Source organism: Vibrio sp. bablab_jr001 (assembly GCF_016464285.1).
GTDB classification, from domain to species: domain Bacteria; phylum Pseudomonadota; class Gammaproteobacteria; order Enterobacterales; family Vibrionaceae; genus Vibrio; species Vibrio fluvialis.
In genome coordinates this window covers 1-23,609 of record NZ_JACDWZ010000082.1, presented here as the reverse complement: position 1 = coordinate 23,609, position 23,609 = coordinate 1, and the positions used below count along the sequence as shown (strand labels likewise).

The 23,609-nt window shown below is 48.6% G+C and carries 19 protein-coding genes; 4 read left to right on the top strand and 15 right to left on the bottom strand.

Annotated features, from left to right (window positions below; genetic code table 11):
- Positions 1-80: 80 nt before the first annotated feature.
- The 6 genes from JIG40_RS12905 to JIG40_RS12880 all read right to left on the bottom strand — a co-directional run bounded on the left by JIG40_RS12905 (position 81) and on the right by JIG40_RS12880 (position 8,721).
- Positions 81-1,967, bottom strand: coding sequence for a methyl-accepting chemotaxis protein (locus JIG40_RS12905; protein WP_199465441.1), 1,887 nt, complete (start codon positions 1,965-1,967; stop codon positions 81-83).
- A gap of 268 nt (positions 1,968-2,235) precedes the next feature.
- Positions 2,236-3,090, bottom strand: coding sequence for a hypothetical protein (locus JIG40_RS12900; protein ID WP_020329604.1), 855 nt, complete (start codon positions 3,088-3,090; stop codon positions 2,236-2,238).
- Positions 3,090-3,953: an ABC transporter ATP-binding protein gene (locus JIG40_RS12895; protein WP_199465440.1), complete on the bottom strand. Its 864-nt coding sequence runs from the start codon at positions 3,951-3,953 to the stop codon at positions 3,090-3,092. Before JIG40_RS12895 ends, JIG40_RS12900 begins: the two co-directional genes overlap by 1 nt.
- Positions 3,950-4,321: a GntR family transcriptional regulator gene (locus tag JIG40_RS12890; RefSeq protein WP_020329602.1), complete on the bottom strand. Its 372-nt coding sequence runs from the start codon at positions 4,319-4,321 to the stop codon at positions 3,950-3,952. The genes JIG40_RS12895 and JIG40_RS12890 overlap by 4 nt, the downstream gene beginning before the upstream one ends.
- A gap of 134 nt (positions 4,322-4,455) precedes the next feature.
- Positions 4,456-7,005: a glycosyl hydrolase family 18 protein gene (locus JIG40_RS12885; protein ID WP_199465439.1), complete on the bottom strand. Its 2,550-nt coding sequence runs from the start codon at positions 7,003-7,005 to the stop codon at positions 4,456-4,458.
- 318 nt (positions 7,006-7,323) lie between these two features.
- Positions 7,324-8,721 carry a tryptophanase gene (locus JIG40_RS12880; RefSeq protein ID WP_199465438.1) on the bottom strand — a complete coding sequence of 466 codons (1,398 nt, stop codon included), beginning with the start codon at positions 8,719-8,721 and terminating at the stop codon, positions 7,324-7,326.
- A 451-nt stretch (positions 8,722-9,172) separates the two neighbouring features.
- On the opposite strand from JIG40_RS12880, the gene JIG40_RS12875 reads away from it, so the two are divergent.
- The gene (locus JIG40_RS12875; protein WP_020329599.1) at positions 9,173-9,796 is read left to right on the top strand and encodes a DUF2057 family protein; all 624 of its coding nucleotides are present in this window, start codon (positions 9,173-9,175) and stop codon (positions 9,794-9,796) included.
- A gap of 57 nt (positions 9,797-9,853) precedes the next feature.
- Here the strand turns inward: JIG40_RS12875 and JIG40_RS12870 are convergent, their stop codons facing one another.
- Entirely contained in the window at positions 9,854-11,131 is a 1,278-nt protein-coding gene (locus tag JIG40_RS12870) for an HD domain-containing phosphohydrolase (RefSeq protein WP_199465437.1), read from the bottom strand.
- 230 nt (positions 11,132-11,361) lie between these two features.
- Here JIG40_RS12870 and JIG40_RS12865 point away from each other — a divergent pair, with 230 nt between their 5' ends.
- Positions 11,362-11,901, top strand: coding sequence for a GNAT family protein (locus JIG40_RS12865; protein ID WP_199465436.1), 540 nt, complete (start codon positions 11,362-11,364; stop codon positions 11,899-11,901).
- A gap of 38 nt (positions 11,902-11,939) precedes the next feature.
- Here the strand turns inward: JIG40_RS12865 and JIG40_RS12860 are convergent, their stop codons facing one another.
- From JIG40_RS12860 to JIG40_RS12850, 3 genes are all read right to left on the bottom strand, one after another.
- Entirely contained in the window at positions 11,940-13,328 is a 1,389-nt protein-coding gene (locus JIG40_RS12860) for a DASS family sodium-coupled anion symporter (protein ID WP_020329596.1), read from the bottom strand.
- 197 nt (positions 13,329-13,525) lie between these two features.
- Positions 13,526-14,383: an alpha/beta fold hydrolase gene (locus JIG40_RS12855; protein ID WP_199465435.1), complete on the bottom strand. Its 858-nt coding sequence runs from the start codon at positions 14,381-14,383 to the stop codon at positions 13,526-13,528.
- Between the two features lie 103 nt (positions 14,384-14,486).
- Complete coding sequence (locus JIG40_RS12850) at positions 14,487-15,080, bottom strand: TetR/AcrR family transcriptional regulator (protein WP_020329594.1); 594 nt, start codon at positions 15,078-15,080, stop codon at positions 14,487-14,489.
- Positions 15,081-15,206: 126 nt separating this feature from the next.
- Here JIG40_RS12850 and JIG40_RS12845 point away from each other — a divergent pair, with 126 nt between their 5' ends.
- On the top strand, positions 15,207-16,163 hold the full coding sequence (locus JIG40_RS12845; RefSeq protein WP_020329593.1) for an AEC family transporter: 957 nt from the start codon (positions 15,207-15,209) through the stop codon (positions 16,161-16,163).
- Between the two features lie 251 nt (positions 16,164-16,414).
- The gene (locus JIG40_RS12840) at positions 16,415-17,011 is read left to right on the top strand and encodes an START domain-containing protein (protein WP_222761821.1); all 597 of its coding nucleotides are present in this window, start codon (positions 16,415-16,417) and stop codon (positions 17,009-17,011) included.
- Here the strand turns inward: JIG40_RS12840 and JIG40_RS12835 are convergent, their stop codons facing one another.
- From JIG40_RS12835 to tssI, 5 genes are all read right to left on the bottom strand, one after another.
- Positions 17,012-17,398 (bottom strand): MAPEG family protein, encoded by a 387-nt coding sequence (locus JIG40_RS12835; protein ID WP_024373929.1) that lies wholly within the window; start codon positions 17,396-17,398, stop codon positions 17,012-17,014.
- Positions 17,399-17,497: 99 nt separating this feature from the next.
- Complete coding sequence (locus JIG40_RS12830; RefSeq protein ID WP_142610970.1) at positions 17,498-18,499, bottom strand: sel1 repeat family protein; 1,002 nt, start codon at positions 18,497-18,499, stop codon at positions 17,498-17,500.
- Positions 18,500-18,501: 2 nt separating this feature from the next.
- On the bottom strand, positions 18,502-22,086 hold the full coding sequence (locus JIG40_RS12825) for a LysM domain-containing protein (RefSeq protein ID WP_199465434.1): 3,585 nt from the start codon (positions 22,084-22,086) through the stop codon (positions 18,502-18,504).
- Positions 22,083-22,613 carry a DUF4123 domain-containing protein gene (locus JIG40_RS12820; RefSeq protein ID WP_061056030.1) on the bottom strand — a complete coding sequence of 177 codons (531 nt, stop codon included), beginning with the start codon at positions 22,611-22,613 and terminating at the stop codon, positions 22,083-22,085. The genes JIG40_RS12825 and JIG40_RS12820 overlap by 4 nt, the downstream gene beginning before the upstream one ends.
- Positions 22,610-23,609, bottom strand: a 1,000-nt coding sequence (gene tssI, locus JIG40_RS12815) for a type VI secretion system tip protein TssI/VgrG (RefSeq protein WP_199465433.1), incomplete at its 5' end; no start/stop codon positions are given. The genes JIG40_RS12820 and tssI, both read right to left, overlap by 4 nt.

The following is a 23,609-nucleotide window of genomic DNA, read 5'->3' as shown; positions in this document are numbered from 1 at the left end:
TGGTTTTATCGGCATAACATGCAGAAAATCCCAACAAAAAAGCGACGCCGAAGCATCGCTTTTTTCAGACTCACACCCAGTTAGGCGAGTTTGAACGTGGCTACTTTGGCGCTCAGCTCAGACGCCTGTTGTTTCAGCTCATTAGACTGATTCAAACTGTCATCCGCGCCTTCGACCAACTGCTCAGTCACATCTTTGATAGCAGTGATGTTTTGCGTGATTTCGCTGGTCACATGGGTTTGCTCTTCCGCCGCAGTCGCAATTTGCGTCGCCATATCGCTGATCAGCGCCACCGCCGCGTTAATTTCTTCCAGCGCATGCGTCGCTTTATCGGCATCTTCCACCGAGTTTGCCGCCAATGTGGAGCTGCTCGACATCAATGCCACTGCTCGTTTGGTGGTTTCCTGCAGCGTATCAATGGTCGCTTTGATCTCTTCCGTCGAGGTATGCGTGCGCTGTGACAACACACGGACTTCATCGGCCACCACCGCAAAACCTCGGCCTTGCTCACCGGCACGCGCAGCTTCAATCGCCGCATTGAGCGCCAGCAGGTTAGTCTGTTCCGCAATCCCCTGAATCGTCGCCAGCACCGTAGAGATATCTTGTGCGTGTTGGTTCAGAACAGAAATGACATCGCTGGCCTGGCTCACTTCATTCGCCAGATTGTTGATTGACGCTTTGGTATTGAGAACCAATGTGCGGCCATTATTCGTGCTGGTTGAGGAGTCCTGAGCGGCATGAGCCGTTTGCTCTGCATGTGAAGCGATTTCCTGTGTCGCGGATGCCATTTCAGTTACCGCCGTGGCCACCATGGTAATCTCTTGCTGCTGCATGCCAAGTTCGGAAGCCGACAAGTTCGCACGTTGCGCACCATGTTCCGCCTGATTACTTAACTGCTCTGACTGATGTCGAATGTGGCCAATCAACTGCTGCAAACTGGCGACAAACGTGTTGAAACTATCGGCCAGTTTGCCGACTTCGTCGTTGTTTTCCACCACAATACGCTGCGTTAAATCGCCGCTACCGTTGGCGATCTGCTCCAGTGCATCAGAAACGTTTTTCAGCGGACGGAACAACACATTACACAGCAGGTTGAACAGAATGGTACACAGCACCACCACCAGGGCGGTGACCAGCAGTTGGCCCCACAACGCATCAAACAGCGGTGAAATCAGGGACTGGTAGTTGATGACAATCACGGTGCTCAGCGCAGTACCTTCAATCGCTCGGGCAAACAGCACATATTTGTCACCATCAATCTCGATACGACTGTCACTGCCTGAGCGCTGAGCATTCTTAATATCTGAGAAATTGATGCCCAACTCAGAGACACTTTTATTGAGCAATTTGGTGTTGGAATGGGTAAAGATATTCCCTTTGTCGTTGACGATAAACATGTAACCGGAGCCCGGCAGCACCACCTGTTTCATGTTATTGAGAATGTCGGTAATTTCCACATCGGCCCCCAGCACTAACTGCTGGCCGTACAAGTCCACGGCTTTACCGAGCGAAACCACATTAGCTCCGGTAGCCGCGGCAACGGTTGGGTTATCCATAAACACTTTGGCCGGATTGGCTTTAGCGTTAATGTACCAGCCCCACTTACGTGGATCGTTGTTGTCCGGGGGCAACACCGCGCCGTTGGCGTTTTGCTGCGAGCCATCCGGGTATGCAAGGAACACGTTGTCGAATGCCGCAGCGTGCTTCACCTGTTTCAGGTGCGTGACGATTGCGTCCTGCTTGGCTTCCGAGGTCAGAGAAGTCAGCGCGCGCTGTTTCGACACGAGCCAATCCGATACATATTGATTGTAAGAGGCGGTCACGCTTTGCAGGCGTTGTTCAACCTCGATATCCAGACGTCCCAGAGACGCATTGAATGATAGCGCTTCAACCAGCACTCCCCCGATCACAATGGCAGCACTGGCAGAAATGGCCAGCTTATTTTTTAACGATAGATTTTTGAACATACCCTGTCCTGATTGTCTTTATAATTTTGCTTCACGATGAAGCCGCCCTCAGGGCGTCTGCATTATAATTTCTAGCCTCAAAATAAATGCGAACTGCCCGACGAAAATCACTTTTACCAGCTGGTACATGTCACAAGTGTAGTGCTAATTCCATTTCTGTCCGTGCTTTGCGCTCGGTTGCATGTGCAAATTGTGAAGGACAAAAGATCGCTGATTAAAAACGGGCGAAAAAAGGAGGCCGAAGCCTCCTGAATCTTTACTCTGCGTTTTAGCGCTGCAATAAAGTGCGCCAGGACACTTCGTCAGTCTGATAACATTTAAGGCTCAGAATAAAACTTACCACGCCCAGCGCGATGTAAATCAACGCGTTAGCCACACTGATCTGCGCGACAACCTGTGACAGACTGGAATCGGTCAGGATATTCAGTGGCAACGCCAGTGTCTGGTGAAAGAAATCGCCGATCGCATCGCTGCCAAACAGCCCCAGACTGAGCCATTTCAGTGCGTACACAGCGATAAACATCACCAGAATAGGAGAATTCACCAACTGTGAAATCAGCAGCGTGATACAGGCCAGCGGCAGTAACGCCAGCGCCACCAACAGCATCAGTCCGAGATAGTTCAGCCAGTGAGTCAGCACAAACAGCAGTGAGCGTTGGTGCATCAGCAGTGGAATGGCATCATCAGTGGCCAGATTCACCAGCCAGAACATCAAATCCGAAGCGATAACCAGCACTGAACAGATCACCGGTATCACCAACAAACCAAAGGTCAGTTTCACGCCGTGCGTCATCAGATTGCTGACAGGCATACTACGCCAGAACATTGAACTGCCTTCCTGGCGCTCTTTACGCAACGTTTTAGGAATGTACAACGTGCTCAACATGATCGACAGCGCGCCGGCCAGCACGACGATCAGCGAACTGAATTCATCGACAAACTGCAGATCCATGTTGTCAAATCCGCTGTAACTCATTTCAAACGAGAGATTACTTTGAACGTTGCCATTGCTCAAAATACCGGCAAACAGTACCAGCACACACACCAGCACGAACAATGGAATGCGGCTCACCGCTTTGTGTTCGATCCACTCTTTTTCTAACATGTAGACGGAAGCATGCATTATGCGTTCTCCTTCTGCAGCGCCAAAAACAGCTCTGCCAGTTTTACACTGTAAATATGGCCTAGCCCTTCGACAGCATTGCGATACTGTGCTTTCAGCAGCCACTTCGTGGTGCCAAGTCCGACCTGAGACGACAATGGGTTGAGCGCCGCAATCTGCTGCGTCATGGATGTTGGCGTTTCCAACACAAAGTACCCCTGCTCCACCTGTTCCATGCTCTCCTGCAACACCACTTTGCCCTGTTTCAGAATCAGTACATCCGTCAATAGGTGTTCAATTTCCGACACTTCATGACTGGCAATGATCAGCGCACGTTCGCCATCGTGGAACCATTCCAGCAGATGACGATAAAACGTATCGCGATAAATCAGGTCCAGCCCCAGCGTCGGTTCGTCCAGAATCAGCACTTTGGTGTCCGTGGCAATCACCAGAGCCAGATGCAACTGAACTTTCATCCCTTTAGACAACGCCTTGATCTTACTGTGTAAACGAATATCGGTTTTGGCCAGCACCGAGTGCGCTTTGTCTAGCGAAAATCCCGGATGTACCCCCGACGTGTATTTAAGAAGCTGTTTGACGGTCATCCATTCTGGCAGCACATTCACATCCGAGATGTAGGCCAGATGTTCCATCACTTTTGCCCGTTGATGGATCGGTTCCAGACCAAAAATCTGAATGTCGCCTTGGTAATGGTGAGCGCCAAGCAACGCTTTGATTAAGGTCGATTTCCCCGCGCCATTATGGCCGAGCAAACCCAGCACCTGACCCGATTTCAGTGTGAAACTGACATCTTGCAAGGCGCTTTCACCTTGTGAAGCCGAGTACTGCTTCGACACATGTTTTACTTCAACATACGGATTCATTGCTCGTCCTCAATATATTGTTTTAACTGCTGCATAAAATCTTCCAGCGACATGTCTATCTGAGTCAGCGTCGCGGCTATTTGCGGAATCTGCTGCTCGAGAAATTGTTGTCGCTGCTGGGTTTTCAATTGATTCAGTGCGCCACTGGCTACATACATGCCTTGTCCACGACGCTTTTCTACCAAGCCTTCATCCACCAGCAACTGATAACCTTTCATCACCGTCAGATGATTGATTTTCAGGTCGGCCGATACGGTTCTCACCGATGGAAGCGGCTCACCTTCAGGCCAGATACCTTGTAGAATCTGCTCGGTGATCTTGTCCGCCAGTTGGCGAAAAATCGGTTGGTTGTCCTGCCATTCTGTCACTGCACATTACCGATATGGTGTTATACATGTATATAACACTAAACTTGAAAACGAATTTTCGCAACTCTCTTTTTCGCACAGAAAAGAAAAAGGCCCCGCCGAAGCGAAGCCTTTAGAACAAATGACATACTTAATCAGTTGGTTGAACAGTCTGCCGGGCCGACCAGTTGCCACACTCCCCACTCACCCGATTGATCAGGTGATGCTTCGTTAGGGTTTACGTACCACTTGTTTGACCACAGTTGTCCTTGCCACGCAACAATGGTACCCGGTGATGCATAAGTTTGGCTTGCATCCCACAGGTTGTCACAGGTTTCACCACCGCTTGAGGTTTTGAGAACAACGACATTGGTGCTGGCCGAAGCGCTCGCCTGGCCATCACTCACGCTCACCGTGAAGCTCAACGTGGTATCTTGCGAGTACTCAGGCGCCACGAAAGTGACTGTGCTGCCGGTTACCGTCGCGTTCAGACCTGCTGGTATATTCCAGTTGAACGTCAGAGTGTCGAGATCCGCATCACTCGAAGCGGAAGCATCAACCACCACCGTTTCACCTGCGTTCACCTGCGCCGGAGCGCTTACCGCAGCCACTGGTGCGTTGTTCTCATTGCCGCCCGCCGGTTTCACAGTCACAGTCACATTGGCCGATGCACTTGCACCTTCGTTATCCGTCACAGTCAACTTAAAGGTCAGCGCTTGTTCGCTGGTCACTTCCGGCGCAGTAAAGCTTGCCTGAGCGGCATTGGCATTGCTCAGCGTTACCGCTGCACCTGATGTTTGCTCCCACAGGTAGCTGGCAATCGTGCCGTCGCTGTCTTTCGACGCGCTGCCATCCAGAGTCACGCTTACCGGACCTGTCACCGTCTGAGCAGCGCCTGCATTGGCCGTTGGTGCACGATTCGCAGGCGGAGTAGTTCCGCCAGCTAACCCTTCATGCATCGCATTCAGAATGTCGCCGTTGTCAGCATCGATTTCCCACGAGAACAGACCAGCCAAGCCCAGGCTGCGTGCATACGCACCTTTGGCTTTCACTGAACGGTCATCATCAAAGGTAATCAACTGACCAGAGGTGCGGTTCCATACCCAAGGCGCTTCCGCCTGAGCATCGTAGCCGTACTCAAAACCATTGATACCTGTATTATCCGCGCCCAACATGTTGGCTTTAATGCCTTTGTAGTCAATGACACCCGCTTCCCATACGCCTTGCGCCGTCGAACCGGTCAGTTTGCCATTGCCAACCCCCGTCATCGGATCGGTTGGATCCGTCAGACTTGACGGCATCACACCATCCCAGCCACGGCCGTACATCGCCGTACCCAGTACCAGTTTGTTGGCTGGGACACCTTGAGCCAGCAAAAGCTGAATACCACGGTCAGCGGTATAGGCCGGGCCTTTGTAGGGTTCGCCATTTTCATCAACGCCCGTGCCATCACACTGTCCCGGACGCATGAACGTGCCACAGTTCAGCGCGGTCTGGTGACCGAGTACGTTATTCCAACCGCCGTAGAAGTCATATGTCATCGCAAAGATGTAGTCCATGTACTGCACCGCATCGGCGTAGTTCACGTCTTCGATCTTGTCGTAGCCGACACCAATGGCAGAAGTCAGCTCGTAAGTGCGACCTGTTTCCGCTTCCAGATCATTCAACATGGCACGCAGCTCTTGCATCAGAGCAACGTAAGCCGGGCCATCGTTCACTGGATCACCAAGGTTTGGCGCCGCGCCGTCACCGCCCGGAAATTCCCAGTCAATGTCTACACCATCAAAGAATTTCCAGGTTTTGAGGAAACGCTTCACCGATGCAACGAACGTGTCACGATTGGCTTTGGTGGTGAAATCAAAGAATGGGTCAGAAAGCGTCCAGCCACCGACAGAAGGAATGATCTTGAGATCCGGATAGCGCTGCTTCAGTGCCATCATCATGGCGTAGTTGCCCTTGATCGGAGAGCTGTACTCATGACCGGCCTGCGGGAAGCTTTTCTGATATGCAGCCCAAGGGTCATGAATCACTACCTCATAATCCGGCACGCCCTGACATGCGGTCATCAGTGCATTGTAGCTGTTGCCACCGACTGATTTTACCGACTCGTTCGGACCACAGATCGGGATAAATCCATACAGAATGTGCGTTAAGTTTTGCGCTGGAAGGTTATCCACGGTGTAGTTACGGCCATAAATGCCCCATTCAACAAAATAGGTCCCCACCACAGTATTCGCATCGGTGGTGTAAGTTTTGTTGTTCGGATCCACATTCATAGTCAGTGGTTTGAGATGCGAACCATCGGTATCTGCGAGGGTCAGCTCAGCGGGTGCACTTTTGCTACAACCAGTGTCGTCACATGCGGCCACTTCCAGCGTATACAAACCACCTTTGCTGTAAGTGAAGTTAGCCGTCGTCTGACTGCCAGAAATCGGGCCGGAAGCCACTTCCTGACCGTCGAAATAAATTTTGTAAGTGTTGCCCGTTTCACCACTCCACTGGTTAAACGTAATGGAGATTGGTGCTTCGTCGTGGTATTTCACCATCTGGTTGTAGCCAGCGGTGGTTTCCATCGCGAGCTCAATTTTTGAAAATTGCAGATTGTTCGACCCGTAGACATCAATACTTGGTGCCGCCGGAGCCGCTAAGACCGTTCCAGACAGAGCCAGCGCAATACTTGCGGCGCACAGAGTAATACGATTCATATCTATTTCTCTCGTTCCTTGCAGATTGTACTCAACATGAGTTGGCTGCTCTTCAGTAAGGCTTTGAAGAACATCGGCTTCAGTATTTGGGAGACTTTATTTTTTTGAAAAAAAATTAAAACGCTTTTCGAGTCACAACGAGCATTTTGTGGCGAAAATTCACCGTGTTACATAGCAAATTCTACTCTAAGCCAAGAATTCAGAATCTTTACAAAGTCAGGAAGGCAAAATTATTTTTTTGAGCTAATGAAGTTCTTTACAAGATACCAAAAACAAAAAAGCCCTCTAAAAAGAGGGCATTAGTGTAAGAACTATCAATTATAACGGGCGAAATTTCGCGGTAAAATGACGCAAAACTGGCGGCTCATAGGCAAATTCAAGCCCTTTAAAGCTTGAGGCTCGCTTGGTGAGCTCAATAATCGCATCAGCAATGTAGTCCATGTGATCGTTGGTGTAGACACGGCGCGGAATGGTCAGACGCATCAGCTCGAGCTCAGCGGGCTTTTGTTCACCCGTTTGCGGATCGCGCCCCAGCAACAGCGAACCAATCTCAACCGCGCGAATGCCCGCTTCGAGGTAGAGCTCGTTACACAGCACTTGCGCCGGGAACTGCTCAGCCGGAATGTGAGGCAGGATCTTCGCCGCATCAACAAAGACCGCATGACCACCCGTTGGGTACTGAATCGGAATACCTGCCTCACGCAGGCGTTCGCCCAGATACGCGACCTGACTGATACGATAATGCAGAAAATCCTCGTTCGCCGCTTCGTACAGACCACGAGCCAGCGCTTCCATATCGCGTCCGGCCATCCCACCGTAAGTCACAAACCCTTCCATCGGCACACAACGTGTACGCACCGCCTGGAACAGCTCCTCATGGTCGCGAATGCAGCAGAGCCCGCCAATATTCACCATCGGGTCTTTTTTGGCTGACATCGTCAGCATATCGCCGTACTGATACATCTCGCGGATAATGTCGAGGATCGGCTTATCCGCATAACCCGCTTCACGTTGCTTAATGAAATAGGCGTTCTCACAATAGCGCGCCGAATCGATCACCACCGGAATATCGTGATGAGCGGCGATCTCATACACCGCACGCATGTTCGCCATTGACACTGGCTGCCCGCCCGAGCTGTTACACGTGATCGTGGTGATGATGGCGCAGATGTTGTGGGCGCCATACTGATCGATGGTGGTTTGCAGCTTGTCGAGGTCGAAGTTACCTTTCCAGTCATACGGCGTGGTGGTATCAAACGCTTCCTGCGTCACCACGTTGACTGCTTTGCCGCCATTCAGCTCAATGTGGCCAGCGGTGGTATCGAAGTGGTAGTTGGAGATAAAGACCGGCGTGGTGCCGCCGCGCACCTGGCGCATGCGTTCAATCAGGGCTGGAAACAGAATTTGCTCAGCGCCGCGTCCCTGATGCGCCGGAACGGTCAGGTTGTAACCGAAGAAGTGTTCAACCGCCGCACACAGGTTGTAATAGTTGCGACTGCCCGCGTAGGACTCGTCACCAAGCATCAACCCCGCCCACTGGTTATCACTCATGGCGCCAGTACCGGAGTCGGTCAGCAGATCGATATAAACATCTTCACTGCGCAGCAAAAAAGGGTTGAAGCCCGCTTCTTGTAGTGCGTGCTCGCGATCGGCCAGAGTCGTCATTTTAATCGGTTCCACCATCTTAATGCGGAACGGTTCAGGAATACGTTTCATGCTTAAATACCTTTATCGCTTCGCCCGCGCAGATAAACGCGCAGACAAAGTTCAATTGATTGGGATGCCGTCACAGCGGCAGAAGAAAAAAGCCCGTTCGATGGGCGAGGAATTTAAGCGAGAGAGGAGGTTTTGCTGAGCAGAGACAAGCAGTAATCGAGGTTATACCAAGACGACAACACTAACTTAATGTCGTGCGTTGCGTTGAAGTCCATTGCGTCATCTCCGGTTGCTGAGTCATGAAATCACTATAGTGCAGCGGTTTAGCGTTTGGCTTGCGTCTCTTTCATACTTTGCTGGACTGCTCACATCTTCATCATCACAGTAAGTGAAATGACGTGTTAAGTTTTGATGAAATTCACGACTCCGTAACCATGAAAACTTGCAATTCTCAGCCACAATCGGCACCCTCTCATGACACTACGCGCAAGCGGTTAAAAGGATAAAACTAATGAATGTAATCAAACCTTTATCATGTTTTTTGGCTATTGTTTTCAGTGCTTCTGCTGCAGCGACCGTTACTTTGGACGTGCCTGATACTATTGATCTTTTGGTCGTCAATGGTGGCAAACCGAATACTTCCGGTGGCTTTTTTGCATCATCGAAAAAGGTTGAAATGGAAGATGGTCAGCAACAAATCGTGTTTCGCTACCACCCTTATTTCACTCAAGGTAATGACCGTGTTGGTGTAGAAAGCGACGTAGTCATTGCCAAGTTCAATGCCGCGGATCAATCCATTTCATTCGACATGCCGGAGTTTCGCAATGCTGCGGATGCCGAGCGCAGCATCAAATCGATGGAATGGACTTTACGAGATCAACAAGGTACCGCCATTGAGATGAAGCAGGATCGCCTGATCAAAGAAGGCATGCAGATTGGCCGCGATTACAAGCAAGAAACGCTGGAATACAACATGACTGGCGGCCCGGCAGCGATCACCACTCAGTATGTCAAACCGACATCAGCAAACGGCAGCACCAGCGACACCACCGCCGAAGAGATGCTGCATTTCTGGTACGGTAAAGCCGACGCGCAAACCAAAGCCCGCTTCAAACAGTATGTGAATCAGCAATAAGCTGGTCACGCATTATTCGATACGATTCGGGCTCCCAATAGGAGCCCGAATCGTTGGTTACATCACTTGTGATTGCATCACGATGTCATCATCCACCGACAACTGATAACAGTAATCGGCGTGCTGAGTCAGACAATCAAAAATCTCCCGGTCCAGCTGGTTGGCGTCAACCATTTCCCCGACAATCTGTAGCGCCTGCTGCAAGGTAATGCCTTCCCGATAAGGGCGCGACTGCGTCAGCGCCTGAAACACATCCGAAAGAGCAACAATACGGCTCGGCCGATCCAATTCTTGCGCGATTTTGCCCAGCGGATAACCCGAGCCATCGAGACGCTCGTGGTGATTTGATGCCCATTCGTTAATCAGCGGTGAAGTAATTATGCCTTGCAGAATGAAGCGAGTATCCGTTGCATGACGTTTGATGCAGGTGTACTCCTCCGCCGTCAGCTTGCCGGGCTTGTGTAACACCACATCCGGCGTACACAACTTGCCGATATCGTGCACCAGACCAGCAAGATAAAGCATTTTCTGCATTTTGGGTGAATAGGCGAGCTGTTTAGCAAGGTACTTCGAGAGCTGCGCAACTTTGAGCGAATGTTGAAAAGTAAACGTACTTTTGGCGTCGACCACTTTGGCAAACAGCTCTGCAATGGCGATGGTTTCATCCAGACCGATATTGCTGGAAAAGAAAGGCACCGAATCGAGATGCATCATCTTGGCCTCGATATGGCGTGGGTTCATCGAGAACCAGAAATCATCGTTATCCACCAGCTCCGTCATATGTTGCACCATGTTCGCTTCAAACACCGTACCGGAATGCTGCTGCAGTTGATGCGCGATGGACAATTTGGCCTCGGCGTTTAAGTTACCAAACTTATCCTTGGGTTGATGGCGATAGAGGTGATCAACACGGTTTACCAGACAGATGAGCGTTGCCAGCTCCTTGTCGGCTTCTGCGATAGGTAAATGTTGCAACTCACTCCACGGCGTATGGTGATAAAGAACCGGTGTGGCAAAACACGAAAGCGGCGCGCATTCCAGCAGCAGCTTGTAGCCTTTTTCACAATGACGGGCAAAACTGCCGCTTTGAAGGGGAAAGATCAACGGCATTGAAGCCGAGGACTGAGTGGAGCCGCAGTCATGCACCAGGCCTGTAGAAAAAGCCAATTGCGCTTGTTCTTCATCCCAGCCCATTAACCGAGCGCACCGATAAGCCATATAACCTACCCGATGGCTATGATGAAGTTCATCGAACCCCACCGCATCCAATGCTTGGGCGATGCCCAATAATACCCGACGCAAGTCGACGCTGACGTCTTCAGCATGCAATTCCATATTGTTAACTGACACTAAAAATTTTTGAATAATTATGTTTCTCGAGATTAATACAAACAGGCAGTTTATTCCTGATTTTTTTTGAGGTTTTTCTACATAACGTGACGAAAACCATGTGCTACAAGTTTCATTTCAATATAACGTACGAATAAACTTTGAGCATCGCACGCAAAATGCTACTCTGCGCGGCAACATGCCGGACAAATAACAGACAAAATCAGGTGGTTAGAATGTTTACCCTAATGGTCGATGACGACGTACAGCTGGCACTCATTGAAGAATCGTTTGCCCCTTTGTATGCCCAAATAGTCGCAAAACAGCAGGCGTATTTGTCACAATGGTTGGCGTGGCCGCCTTATTGTCGCTCAGAGCAGGATTTCCAGCTTTTTATCCAGAATATGCTGCACGACTATGCCGACGGCAAAGTCGTCGTCTGCGCGATGTTTTATCGTGGGGAATTGGTTGGAAACTGCAGCCTGCAAGAGATCAACCGCGATTTACAGAAAGCCCGTATTGGTTATTGGCTGTCACAAGAACACCAGGGGAAAGGCATTGTCACCCGGGCCGTTTCTCGTTTGATTGACCTTGCATTTAACGCCTATCAACTGGAGAAAGTTGAACTGGCTGTCGCCAGCGGTAATCTGGCGAGTCAGGCAGTTGCCAAGCGCCTTGGATTTAATCAGGAAGGGATAATTACCCGGGCAGAGAATCTGAACGGGCGCGTCGTTGATCATGTGGTGTTTGGACTGACGCGCACCAACGCCGAATAGCATCCATAAAAAAAGCGGAGCCCAGCTCCGCCTTTTTCTTATTGCCAGAAGAACATCGCAATAGCAGATAGCAACGCAATACAGGCAATGTTGAGGAACATCCCCACACGCATCATTTCGCTCTGCTTGATATGGCCCGTTGCAAACACAATCGCATTCGGCGGAGTCGCCACTGGCAGCATGAACGCACAGGAAGCCGCAACGGCAATCAACACAGAAAGCAGTACTGGCGATACGCCAAACGCTTCTGCCACGCTGGCAAAGACCGGAATGAGCAGCGCAGCACTGGCGGTGTTACTGGCAAACTCCGTCAGGAAAACAACGAATGCGGCAATCACCAGCACGATGAACAGCAGGCCCAGGTCGGCAATCATCGCACTCAGTTCATTGGCCAGAAACACACTGGTACCCGTCTGTTTCAGTACGTTACTCAAACAAATACCGCCGCCGAACAGTAGCAGCACGCCCCAGTCCGCCGTTTTCTCGATATCTTTCCAGTGCACCACGCGCGCAAAGCTCACCATGACAATCGCGCCCAGCGCAATAATGGTATCGAAACTCTTAAAGCCGCCCAACATTGCGTTGACGGGTTTACTGAAGATCCACAGAAACACGGTCAGACCAAAAATCGCCAGTGTGACCACTTTACCTTTGTCCCACAGAACTGGCTGACGGTTGAGCTCAAAGTGGCCGCTCAGGTCTGGTTTCAGAACCAGATACAACACCAGAATCGCCATCGGCAGCATGATGATTGTGGTAGGCAGACCAAACTTCATCCAATCCGTAAACGACAGACCCACTTCTGCCGCTGCAATGGCGTTTGGCGGGCTACCCACAACGGTCGCAATACCACCAATACTGGCGCTGTATGCAATGCCAAGTAGCACGAAAACGTAAGTGCTGTGACCACGGTCGTCATCGACTTTGCTCAGTACACCAAGCACGAGTGGCAGCATCATCGCCGCGGTCGCTGTGTTGCTGATCCACATAGACAAACCCGCAGTGACGCCAAACAGCATGAACACCGCGACACTCATTTTGCCGCGAGCCATGATCAGGACTTTGTCAGCGATCACTTTATCCAGCCCCTGACGGTGCATCGCGGCAGCAAGCGCGAAGCCTCCCAGGAACAGGAAAATAATCGAGTTAGCAAAATTATTGAGCGCGGCCTGCGTATCAAACACGCCAAACAAAACGGCCATGATAGGCACCAGTATTGCGGTTACCGTCACGTGCAGTGCTTCGGTCAACCACAGCACAGCGATAAACGCGAGCATGCTGATACCTAAAACGACATTTGGCTCAAATGGCAGGGTATTAAAAAGGATAAAAAACAGCGCGACATCGGCAAGGATGATCAGGCTGTTGCGGTTAAAAAACCATTCTCGGGTATTGTGGGGTAAAGGGACACTATCATTTCTATTCATTATTATTCTTCCTTAAGGAGGCCAATCGGCACTCGCGATCATCACACAGATTCAAACGAGGAGATAATAATTATTGCGAAATTGTTAAGCCTATCAAAACTATCACTTACAATTTAACACATTGAAATAAATAGAAATCCCAACACCATAAATTTTAACAATTTGGAAAAATACGTGCTTCAATTCAAACGATTGAGCTAATCAATACTTTTAACAATTTGTTCAAATGCCACTTTAACTTCATTCCCTTTCATAATTCGTCCATGTCCTTGATTTTTAGTAGTAATCAAGGTGACACTTTCTATTTCCTGCGCCGCCTTATCAGATTCAGCGTAGCGAGCAAATCGGTCTTTTTCATCATGGACAATGATGGTTGGCGCTTTACGCTGTTTAAGGCTCTGGTAGGGCTGGATAGAATGAATAGGATAGCGATACTCGTCCTGTACTTCGTTGACGACCTCTTCAAACAGACGCATGGAGTATCCTGAACGGGCTACCGTACCAAATAAGTTATCCAGATAATCCAGAACAGGAGCAATAAGCACCATCGGACAACGTTCCAGTTTGGCATGACGACATTCCAACGCAGTGACATTCCCCATACTGTGGCCAATCAGTCCGACAAACTCAGGTTCACTGTCGAGAATCGCTTCCAGGCCACGCACAAATGCCGGCACATGACCAAATGCCCCTTCACTTTCACCGTGCGCCGGATGATCGTAAGCCAGCGCCGTAAAACCTTGCGCCGCAATATGCTCCATCAGCGGGAAAAACTGGCTCGACGACCCGGACCAACCGTGAGTCAGGATCCACACCGGACCTTCTCCTAAGCGGTAAGTGCTCAGTTTACCTTCCGCAGACTCCACCTGACTTTTGATCATGCCTTTTGGCGGGTGATTCTTCGCCGTCATTCGCGCTGGAGTTAGCAGTACCTTGCGTGCCGTTTTACGAGCATGCGCCGGAGCCAGAGTATGGTGCAAACGGGTTGTCCAGTTAACTAGGCTGCGGCGCAGGCTGAACTTGCCGGACGTATTGAAATAAATCTTCTCACTCATGATTCGATCCTTCAGCACAAAAACGAACGTTCGTGCTTTTTATTGGTAAAATTTTTTGTGTTCAAGCCAACTCGCTAAACGTAAAGCGAGTTAACCAAATTCTTCACGCCTTTTTCCAGCGCGCCAGCAGCGCATCCACGCCCTGCCAAAAGTGTTGATAACTCTGTTCTTGTCCATATAGTGAATAAAACAGATGCGCACTCAGATAGAGCCCATACAATTCATAGCTCGCTTGCTGAGCATTCAAATGAGCGACAAATTGTCCCTGCTCTATGCCTTTGTGGATTTGAATCTGCAAATAATGAATCCAGCTCGAAATCGACGCTTTCAGCGTCTGCTGAATTGCACAATCGGTGTGCACCGCTTCTTTCCACGCATCCAGAAACATGCAACTGCCCTGAAACGATTGGTTCCAGCCCAGCCAGTTGTCCAGAATCCGACGCAGTTTTCTCTCGATATCACCGTCATCAAGTTCGCGGGCTGGTGAGATCACTCGACTAATAAACGTCTGGTTGGCAAACTCCAACACGGCAATTTGCAGATTCTCTTTGGAATTGAAGTGTGCAAACAGGCCGCTTTTGGACATACCGCATTCTTTCGCCAACTCACCGATCGTCAGACTCTCTAAGCCATTGGCGCTCGCCAGCTCAAATGCCGTCTGCAATATATTCTCTCGAGTGATTCTTCCTTTACTCATTATTGGCCACCATAATTGCATTACGCTCTATTTTTAGCACGTTCGTTCTATTTTGCAAATTTGATTTCTCGCTCTTAGAAATCTGTGAAAGAATGGTGAAATTGCGACCACGGTCAAAGGATTGATATGGAAGGGATATTAGAGCAACTGCAGTTTTCGGCGTCGATCACTGGCCCCATTTGCCTCATGCTGGTTTTGGGGGTGATGTTTAAACGCATGAATCTGATCAACGAAAACTTTATTGAAGTTGCATCCCGTATGGTATTTCAGGTCACTTTGCCTGCGATGTTGTTTCTCAGTATTGTGGGTTCAAAGCACGACTTTTCTTCCAGTGCCGCGCTGATCATCTTCGGTTTGGTGGCCAACTTTTCGTTTTTCCTCTTCACCACCTTTACCACCAAGCGCGCCTTTCGAGACCCGCGCGACCAAGGGGTGATCATTCAAGGTGGCTTTCGAGCCAATACCGCTATTATTGGCCTCGCGTATGTCGCCAATACTTATTCAGATGCGGGTGTGGCTCTGGCTGCTATTTATGTTGCCTCGACAACGGTGCTGTATAACATTCAAGCCGTCATCGCTCTGACACCCAAAGGTGAAACCACAGGGGTGCAAGCGAGCAAACTCATCGTTAAAACGCTGACCAAAAACCCGTTGATCATTTCAATTATGCTCGGTGTGGTGTGCTACTTTCTGGCCGTGCCTATCCCCAACATTGTCACTCAGGCCGGACATTACTTCGCCAACATGACTCTGCCACTGGCGCTATTGTGCACTGGTGGTTCACTCGATATGCGTTCACTCAAAGATGACAAAAGTTCAGCCTGGTTCTCTACCGCCTATAAACTGGTGCTCTCGCCCGTGATGATCACAGGCGCCGCACTGCTCTATGGTTTCCGTGGTATGGATTTAGGCCTGATTTTCCTGATGAGTGCGTCACCAACCGCAGCCGCAAGTTACGTCATGGCTCGGGCGATGGGCGGGAATGCAACGTTGGCCGCCAACATCATCGCGTTGACCACCGTATTTTCCCTGCTCTCGTGCACGTTGGGCATCTTTATTCTCTCCAGCTTCCAGCTCATCTGACGCACGATTTTGTTCTCCGCCCATACCACCCTGTACGGCGGAGAACGCAATCTAAAGAGAACTTCTCTGCTTTTGTTATGACCAAGGTCCTTGTTTGGCGTTAGCATTAACTGCGCAGTTGCAGGAAGCCCTCATTTCGCTCTACGCTTAGTCAGGGTGCTGGACGTACCCGACTGAAATTCATACTCTTTCGCAAAACAAGGAACCTTATGTTGGCACATTGGCTGAGCGCTCTTTTACTGCTACTTCCGATGATCTCTTGGGCCGAAACGGCTCAACCAGTTCCTTGGGAAATGGCTAAAAACCAGGATGGCATCACTATCCAAACTCGCAAGCATCGTGACGGTTTAGTCGAGATTCGCGCGCAGATGTTTGTAAACACCACGTACGCAGCCTTTATGACACTCCTGGAAGACAGCAGCAATGTTCCGAACTGGATTGATAATGTGGACTCCAGCCGTGTGCTCAAACAGATATCGGACAACGAAAACATCGTCTACACACGCTTTGCGGCCCCTTGGCCAGCCAGAGACAGGGATATGGTGACTTATTCGCAGTTCAAGCAGTTTGCAGGCGCGTTGGTACTGACCATCAAGGATGCGTCAGATCAGTATCCTGAGCAGGAAGGTTTTGTGCGAATCAAGGCCGTGAAAGCCACCTGGACACTAGAAAAGCTAACCAATGGGATGACGCATATCGACTATACCGCCTTTGCCGATCCGGGCGGCATGTTACCGAATTGGCTGGCGAACAAATTGTCGGTGTCGAGTGCTTTCAATACTTTTGAAGGATTGAGAGCGCAGTTACCTGACTATCAGAATAAACTGCACCCTCATGTAAAGGAGTGATTAGAACAGTTTGCCGTACGGCAGATAAATCAGATTCAGCACCATTAGTATAATCATGACGCTAAAAGTCAGTTTCATTCCGGTTATGCGGCCTTTAAGTTGATCGTTTAAGATGGCTTTGGCATGCAGCAAACGACCGAGAATGAAAGCGATGCCAGTCGCATGCAGCCACCATACATTCGCGCCGTTGAACTCTGCGAAGCCCATCAAAATCAACGTGATCGGAATGTACTCCGCGGCATTGCCCTGCGCACTGCGCGCCAAAGTCAACGCATTCACTCCCCCATCCATATACTTCACCTGATGGCGCCGACGCTGCTTGATCACCTGCACCGCCAACCCTATCAATAAACCAGCCAAAATGACGGCATACAACGCTGTAACCATAAGATTTCCTTAGTCTCAATTGAGGAGATAAGTGTAGATGAAAAGAGAGGAAAGAAAAAAGCGCCCTAATACCCGAACTCAAGCAAGGGCGCTTAAGCATTAGAATAAATCAATCGAGGTTTCATCCAAAAATAGATTAGGCTTAATGTCTTTCACAAATTCAGCCACTTGTTTATCCATTTCCGCTTGCTCTTGCTCAGTAACGAGAATTTCAAACACCGGTTCACCATTTTCAGTTGTCATAGGGCGACCATCTTTGACTCGCATCTTGTGCGTAATTCTAGTGTCTTCTTGTTGTTCGCCACCTAAGGCTCCTGAAACGCGGTTATAAAAATAGGCTTTTTTAGCGTTCTTTTGAATAATTAATTTTCCAGAACCATCTTTTTCACCTAGAGAATAAGCGTAATATAAGCTTCGAGCTGCGGCAGGATAACCAAGTTGAATAGCCTCATTAATCCACTTAAGTGCCCCCTCAACATTACCATCGTATAATTGAGTGTAATAAAGAGAAACCATTGCTGGTGCATAACCTTGATTGGCGGCAAACTTGAAATACGGTAGCTTGTCTTCAAATGAATCCCAATAGATATTGTGATCTAAGAATCGATAGCCCCCATTACGAGTTCCTCTAATGGCAATTTCTTGATATCGGCTCTGACGATAAAATGGAATATATTCCCACCAATCTCGGGTTGTAGAGCTATGAGCAAATTCAGCTTTGCCATTACCATTTTCTGCCAGTACTTTCCATCCCTGCTTGGCTTTCGTTAGCCATTTCTCATCACAGGGCCAACCAAGGAACTTACAAGGGTTGTTAGCATAAAGATTCACATCCCCCAGAACTCCCATCGCCCATGGGTCGCCCATCTCCGCCGCTTTTAAAAAAGTATCTCCCGCCTCAAAGTGCTGGCGGTTCTTGTACTGGGTCACTCCCAACCAAAACGTTGCATAAGCACTGCCCGCATCGGATTGCTGCTGAAAGATTTGCTGCGCTTGTTGGTACTCTTTTTGATTGAACAGACGAATACCCTGCTCGATAGGGGCATTCGCCCAAACGGCGCTGTGGAGTAACATTAAACAAATAACGATAATTTTTTTCATGTTTATTTCTCTGGTAACCAGTTAACAAGTCGGTAGCCCCTAGCTTTTAAGTGTTCAAGCTGCGCCTTATCACTGGCAGGCAGTGCGGTGTATTCGGTACTTAAACGGGCACGGCGCTCTGAGCTCAAGGTGTTTTTTTCTAAAATTAAATTATTTTGTGTCAGCCAGAACATGTAATCTTTAAACTCTGCATAATCAGTATTTAGTGATCTCATGTATGTGGCTTTATCTTGGTCATTTGGATTTTCATACGGTTGAGAAAAGGCTTTGATAAAGAAATCACGTAAAATCAAGATATTTTTTGCGTAACGCGACCACTGCTCTGTTTTATCTAATTGAGTCGGATCAGCCAACCCCATGCGCTGCAGCGCATTTTCAAAACGGCGCATACCACTTTGATTGGCTTTTTCGCCTCCTAACCAGAGTAATATTTGGTTGATCGCCTTACGCTGATTTTCATTGCGGGTGGCGGCTTTATCTCGCTCAAGCGAAGTATCCTTAAAAAGGGTAAATACTGGAATATCATTATAATGGACCAATACCGACAATAGCTTAGCTAACGTTTCTGCGGGCATATTGGCAATCCACTGTTGGTTTTCTCGCTGATGCTCCTTCGAGAGTAAAAAGTTCGCCACAAAATAAGCGTTATCTTTATCGCTGGCTTGCTTTTCCATATTGGTGATGATGTTAAAGGGTAACATCATCACTTGCCCAACCGTAAGGCCAAAAGCCGCCGCCACAGTCAATATTGTGTTAAACGCGGCAAAGGTATTAACCTCACCCGATTCATCGAAAAATTCAAAACGTTGGAAGCCTGAATTTTGCATCACCGCGAGTAAAGCGGCGAAAAAATCGTTCGCAGCCGCTGGGTTAAGTTCGGTGGCAAACTTACCGCCAATCCCCAGCCCAGTACTGGCTCCCAGCGCAGTGATAAAAATAAAGCGGCCATTTTGGAAGGTGCATTGCAGCACACCTTCATAGCCAATGCCTAGGCTCATTTTAAAATCTTGACTGACTTTAAACAGGTTTTGCGGTGGCGATTTTTGATCTTTTGTCCAATCGTATTTGCAGCTCAACATACCGCCGGCTTCGAGCCCCGCAAAGGCAGAGGCTTCCGCTTTAATGCCTGCGCCAATCGCGTTGTCATTGCTGCCGCGAGTCCCCAAGGATGATACAGCGTAAGAGCTGTAATCGGCGCGACTTGGTACCGTCCCCTTGATGCCAAGTGGCTTTACTTGACGTTTTCCAAACCCCTCGCGAGTTTCTTCAATATTGCCAATATGCAGTTGAGTCCCCAACTTAAGGCTTGCTCCTAATACACCATAAGCTTTGCCTTCAATCATCAATACTGCTGTGCCTATGTTTTGGGTTTGCTGTTCGCTACTCTCTCTGACACGATAGGGAATATCTAATGGCAAAGCTCCTGCATTAGGGAATCGTATCGTGAAGACGCGTTCAGCACTGGCCAATGAAAAACCGGCATTCAGATCGATTTTCACCAGAGTAGAGGAGTCTGCTTTGATCAGTTCATGATCAACTTTCACCTCAGCGCTATGAACATAACGAGCAAACTGGACGCCGCCGCTGGTTTCGTAAGCAGTATTAATGCCAAACATTTCATTTTCAAAACGTTTTGTTTGCCAAGGAAACACAATGTCTTCAACGTTAGCCCAAGTTGCGGTTTGCTCAAATTTGAGGCTTTTCAATACCGATTCACTGCCCAGTGCCTTTTTGAGCCCTGCCGTGATTTTGCCTTTCTCCCGTGCAGCTGATGTGGCCAGATTTAACGAAATCACCGAGGTACATTTTTTATTTTCAGCCACATCAGCAGAAAGCACTGGGCTATCAGACAAGATATAAAGCGCCGTCGTTGGATCAGAAGAGAGGGCGCATTCCACTACGGTTCGCTGATTAATACCACTATTGGCAAAAATCTGGTTATTGAGGTTTTGAGGTTGCCACTGTGTTTCATGAATTAACACCGTGCGAGATGAATCATCCCAAACTGGAACATCACCGATAAAGGTAATGTCTCTTTTCAGGTAATCCCAATGGGGAGCTTTGGCCTTCTGAGTGGCCAGTGTTAAAAGATTTTCACAACGTTGCTGCGCCGCTTCCGCGTAACGCAATAAACTTTTAACGTATTGAGCATACTGCGCATTCTCGCCCAACCGTTCAGCAAAATCTTGTACTCGCAGCGCGACTTCTTGCAGTAACAGCAAATTTAGCACATAAACACAGTAGTATCCCATGGAACTGGCAATCGGGCTCTGTTTGTTAATACTCCCCAGAAGGTTGTTTAAATCAGTAATACTGGCACGTTGTTCTTTGATCGCAATCCGTACTTGCTCTACTCGCTCCCATCCTTTAAATAGCTCATCTTCCGTTAAGCACTGCTCTTTGAGTACTGTTCCCGTCTGATTCAGGTGGTACACCGCAGCATAAAAATCAGGATTCTGCAGTCGGTTATCACTCTTGGTAATAGTGAAAAAGGCCCTAGGTTCCCATCTTAGCGTTTGATTCCTTAGACGATTTAAAACCTTATGCGCAGTGCCTTGCCAATACTGATAACTTTCATACGCGGTTTTTAATGAGGGTATCGCGGTAGAAATGGTTAAATCTGCACGGTCGATATCGTCACATAACCCAATTTTTTTACGTTCTTTTTTGATAGTTTCTAATGCGTTATAAATTTTAAGCTCAACGTTTGAGGAGTAATAGGCATGCTTATCAGAAAATTGGTAATGTTTACCTTGCTCTTCAAGACTTGTTTTGGCAGCAAAATCCATCGCCTCTTTTTCAAAGCGTTGAATGCTTTTTTCGAGCTGCTTTATCAGAGACTTCTGTAATTTTTTGAGTTGTGAAACTCGGTGAGTTTCGGCACCAGCAATCGCATCTTTAGTTAACGTAGCGTATTCACCATCAATGAACCAACTTGAGCCTTGAGAGCGTTGTTCAATATCACGCAACGTCTCTTCATATTGTTTTTCAATCTGTTGCTGGCGTGCAATGATGCGACTGAGCCCTATACGCTCATTTTCTGAAGGAAATTGCAGGACATTATTTTGGTAACAGTGGGATAAGGCCATGTGTTCCAACAAAGCTTCTCGATAATCCTTGGCTTTCTGTTCATCAATATGCTTTAAAAAAGCTTCATGGGCGATGCTATTGAATTGATCCATCACGCCCAGTTTGGTGAGCTGTTTAAGAACGGTTTCTTTATCGCCTTGTAAAGCAGCTTTACAACGCTTGTTATCCTCAAGCACATACTTTTTTGCCTCCTCTGTGAGCAGGATCAGCATCTGTTTTCTGGTGTTTGGATGCTCGGGGACATATAAAGCATCAACAAATTGCGGAACACTGCATTCAGAGAGGGTAAGCCGCTCATTCGATAAAATTTGCTTAGCCTCCCGCTCACCACTAGCCACATCGTAGACTTCGGGTAAAACCAAAGTATTACCGTTGTAGATCAGATCAATATCTTTGATCTGCTGGGCATTCAACCGCTGTAAAGTAGCAACATCGGTATTGTAACGTTTGGCTAATACAGAGAGCGTATCGCCGGGTTGGATAAGATGTGTGCTCATTGTAATAATTCCTCAATAAGTGCACTAGGAAGTGAAAGTTGTTTTTGTCCCAGATCGCGATGTGTATTTCTGACAATCGAAGAAACATATTCATCACTTAAAGAGGGGGAGAAACATGCGCTTTCCGTTAATCCTAAAGTCGCATTGATAACATCTTCATCTCCATATTTAGCGACAACAGATAATGTATAGGGGGAATAAAAGCGGTAGAGGAATAGACGCCCATCCTCACTTCTTGCTGTAATATTTTTTTGTAATGACTTGACCACATCTTCAATGTTTTTATCATTCTGATAAACAAAGATAATTGCACTAGTTGCCCAATTTAGGTCATTTTCCCAACGCTGCCATAATTCATCCAGAGGGTTTACTTTGATCCATATAGGGCTATTCGAAATTTGCGGCTGCCAATCAGTTCCTAAATACAATGGTTCCCACTCTTTTTCTTCCTGAGCACATATTTTTTTAGCGTCAGTCACGCGAAGTGTATCGACGACAAGCAGATAGTTCTTTTCTTCGCTATTCATTGAGTACACTCGCAATTCGCCTTTGGACAACTTCCATCTGCTCTTTTTTGACAAAGCTCTATTACAGGTAAGTCCAATGTAGCGACAGCAGGTAGTAGACTCGACATCGTCGCTGACATTGGAGCACATAGCATTTCCTCTGGCACCGCTTGAGCTTCAACGCCACTAGGCAGTTCAGCCGCTTGCCCACCATAACCCGAGCCGCTGCCTGCGCTGCCACCAGAGTTGAGGTTGATTGCAGAACCGACCACATGCACGCCGCCAGCATCGACTTTGATAAAGCTGCCTGCGGCTTTGATGGTGAGTTCACTGCCCGCATCGAGGACCAACTTATTGCCTGCTTTGAGGTGTACTTCGTTACCAGAGTCAAAAATGGTCTTATCGGCCACTTTCTGATGCAGCGATCCACCGATTTCAATGCTTTGATCTAACGCGATTTTGGTGCGGCTTTCGCCGCCCACCGTCAGATGTTGATTGTTTTTGATCTGAGTAAAACGATCGTTCTCCACCGTGAGGTGTTTGTCGTGCTTAATCACACGGGTGTGGTCGTTTTCAATCAGGCCGTCAAAGTCTTTCTGTGCGTGCAGGTAAATTTGCTCACTGCCTGCTTGGTCTTCAAAACTGAGTTCGTTATAGCCCTGCCCCTGATGGGTTTCGGTGCGCAGCACGGTTTTAGTTTTGTTGTCTGGCAACGTATACGGCGCGGTGTTGGTGGCGTGATAGGTACGGCCGGTGACAATCGGCTGGTCCGGGTCACCATTGAGAAACGACACTATCACTTCATGGCCGATGCGCGGAATGGCAATCATGCCGTATTGGCTGCCCGCCCAACCTTGCGAGACGCGCACCCAGCAGGAGCTGTGCTCATCACCGTTGGAGTAGCGATCCCACGGAAAATGCAGTTTTACACGGCCGTGTTCATCGCAGAAGATCTCTTCGCCTTCTGGGCCAACGACTGTGGCAATCATCGGGCCATCAACCTGAGGTTTGGCTTGC

Coding starts and splice junctions, on each gene's coding strand:
- JIG40_RS12905 (WP_199465441.1), bottom strand. CDS start 1,967: ATGTTCAAAAATCTATCGTTAAAAAATAAGCTGGCCATTTCTGCCAGT.
- JIG40_RS12900 (WP_020329604.1), bottom strand. CDS start 3,090: ATGCATGCTTCCGTCTACATGTTAGAAAAAGAGTGGATCGAACACAAA.
- JIG40_RS12895 (WP_199465440.1), bottom strand. CDS start 3,953: ATGAATCCGTATGTTGAAGTAAAACATGTGTCGAAGCAGTACTCGGCT.
- JIG40_RS12885 (WP_199465439.1), bottom strand. CDS start 7,005: ATGAATCGTATTACTCTGTGCGCCGCAAGTATTGCGCTGGCTCTGTCT.
- JIG40_RS12880 (WP_199465438.1), bottom strand. CDS start 8,721: ATGAAACGTATTCCTGAACCGTTCCGCATTAAGATGGTGGAACCGATT.
- JIG40_RS12875 (WP_020329599.1), top strand. CDS start 9,173: ATGAATGTAATCAAACCTTTATCATGTTTTTTGGCTATTGTTTTCAGT.
- JIG40_RS12870 (WP_199465437.1), bottom strand. CDS start 11,131: ATGGAATTGCATGCTGAAGACGTCAGCGTCGACTTGCGTCGGGTATTA.
- JIG40_RS12865 (WP_199465436.1), top strand. CDS start 11,362: ATGTTTACCCTAATGGTCGATGACGACGTACAGCTGGCACTCATTGAA.
- JIG40_RS12860 (WP_020329596.1), bottom strand. CDS start 13,328: ATGAATAGAAATGATAGTGTCCCTTTACCCCACAATACCCGAGAATGG.
- JIG40_RS12855 (WP_199465435.1), bottom strand. CDS start 14,383: ATGAGTGAGAAGATTTATTTCAATACGTCCGGCAAGTTCAGCCTGCGC.
- JIG40_RS12850 (WP_020329594.1), bottom strand. CDS start 15,080: ATGAGTAAAGGAAGAATCACTCGAGAGAATATATTGCAGACGGCATTT.
- JIG40_RS12845 (WP_020329593.1), top strand. CDS start 15,207: ATGGAAGGGATATTAGAGCAACTGCAGTTTTCGGCGTCGATCACTGGC.
- JIG40_RS12840 (WP_222761821.1), top strand. CDS start 16,415: ATGATCTCTTGGGCCGAAACGGCTCAACCAGTTCCTTGGGAAATGGCT.
- JIG40_RS12835 (WP_024373929.1), bottom strand. CDS start 17,398: ATGGTTACAGCGTTGTATGCCGTCATTTTGGCTGGTTTATTGATAGGG.
- JIG40_RS12830 (WP_142610970.1), bottom strand. CDS start 18,499: ATGAAAAAAATTATCGTTATTTGTTTAATGTTACTCCACAGCGCCGTT.
- JIG40_RS12825 (WP_199465434.1), bottom strand. CDS start 22,086: ATGAGCACACATCTTATCCAACCCGGCGATACGCTCTCTGTATTAGCC.
- JIG40_RS12820 (WP_061056030.1), bottom strand. CDS start 22,613: ATGAATAGCGAAGAAAAGAACTATCTGCTTGTCGTCGATACACTTCGC.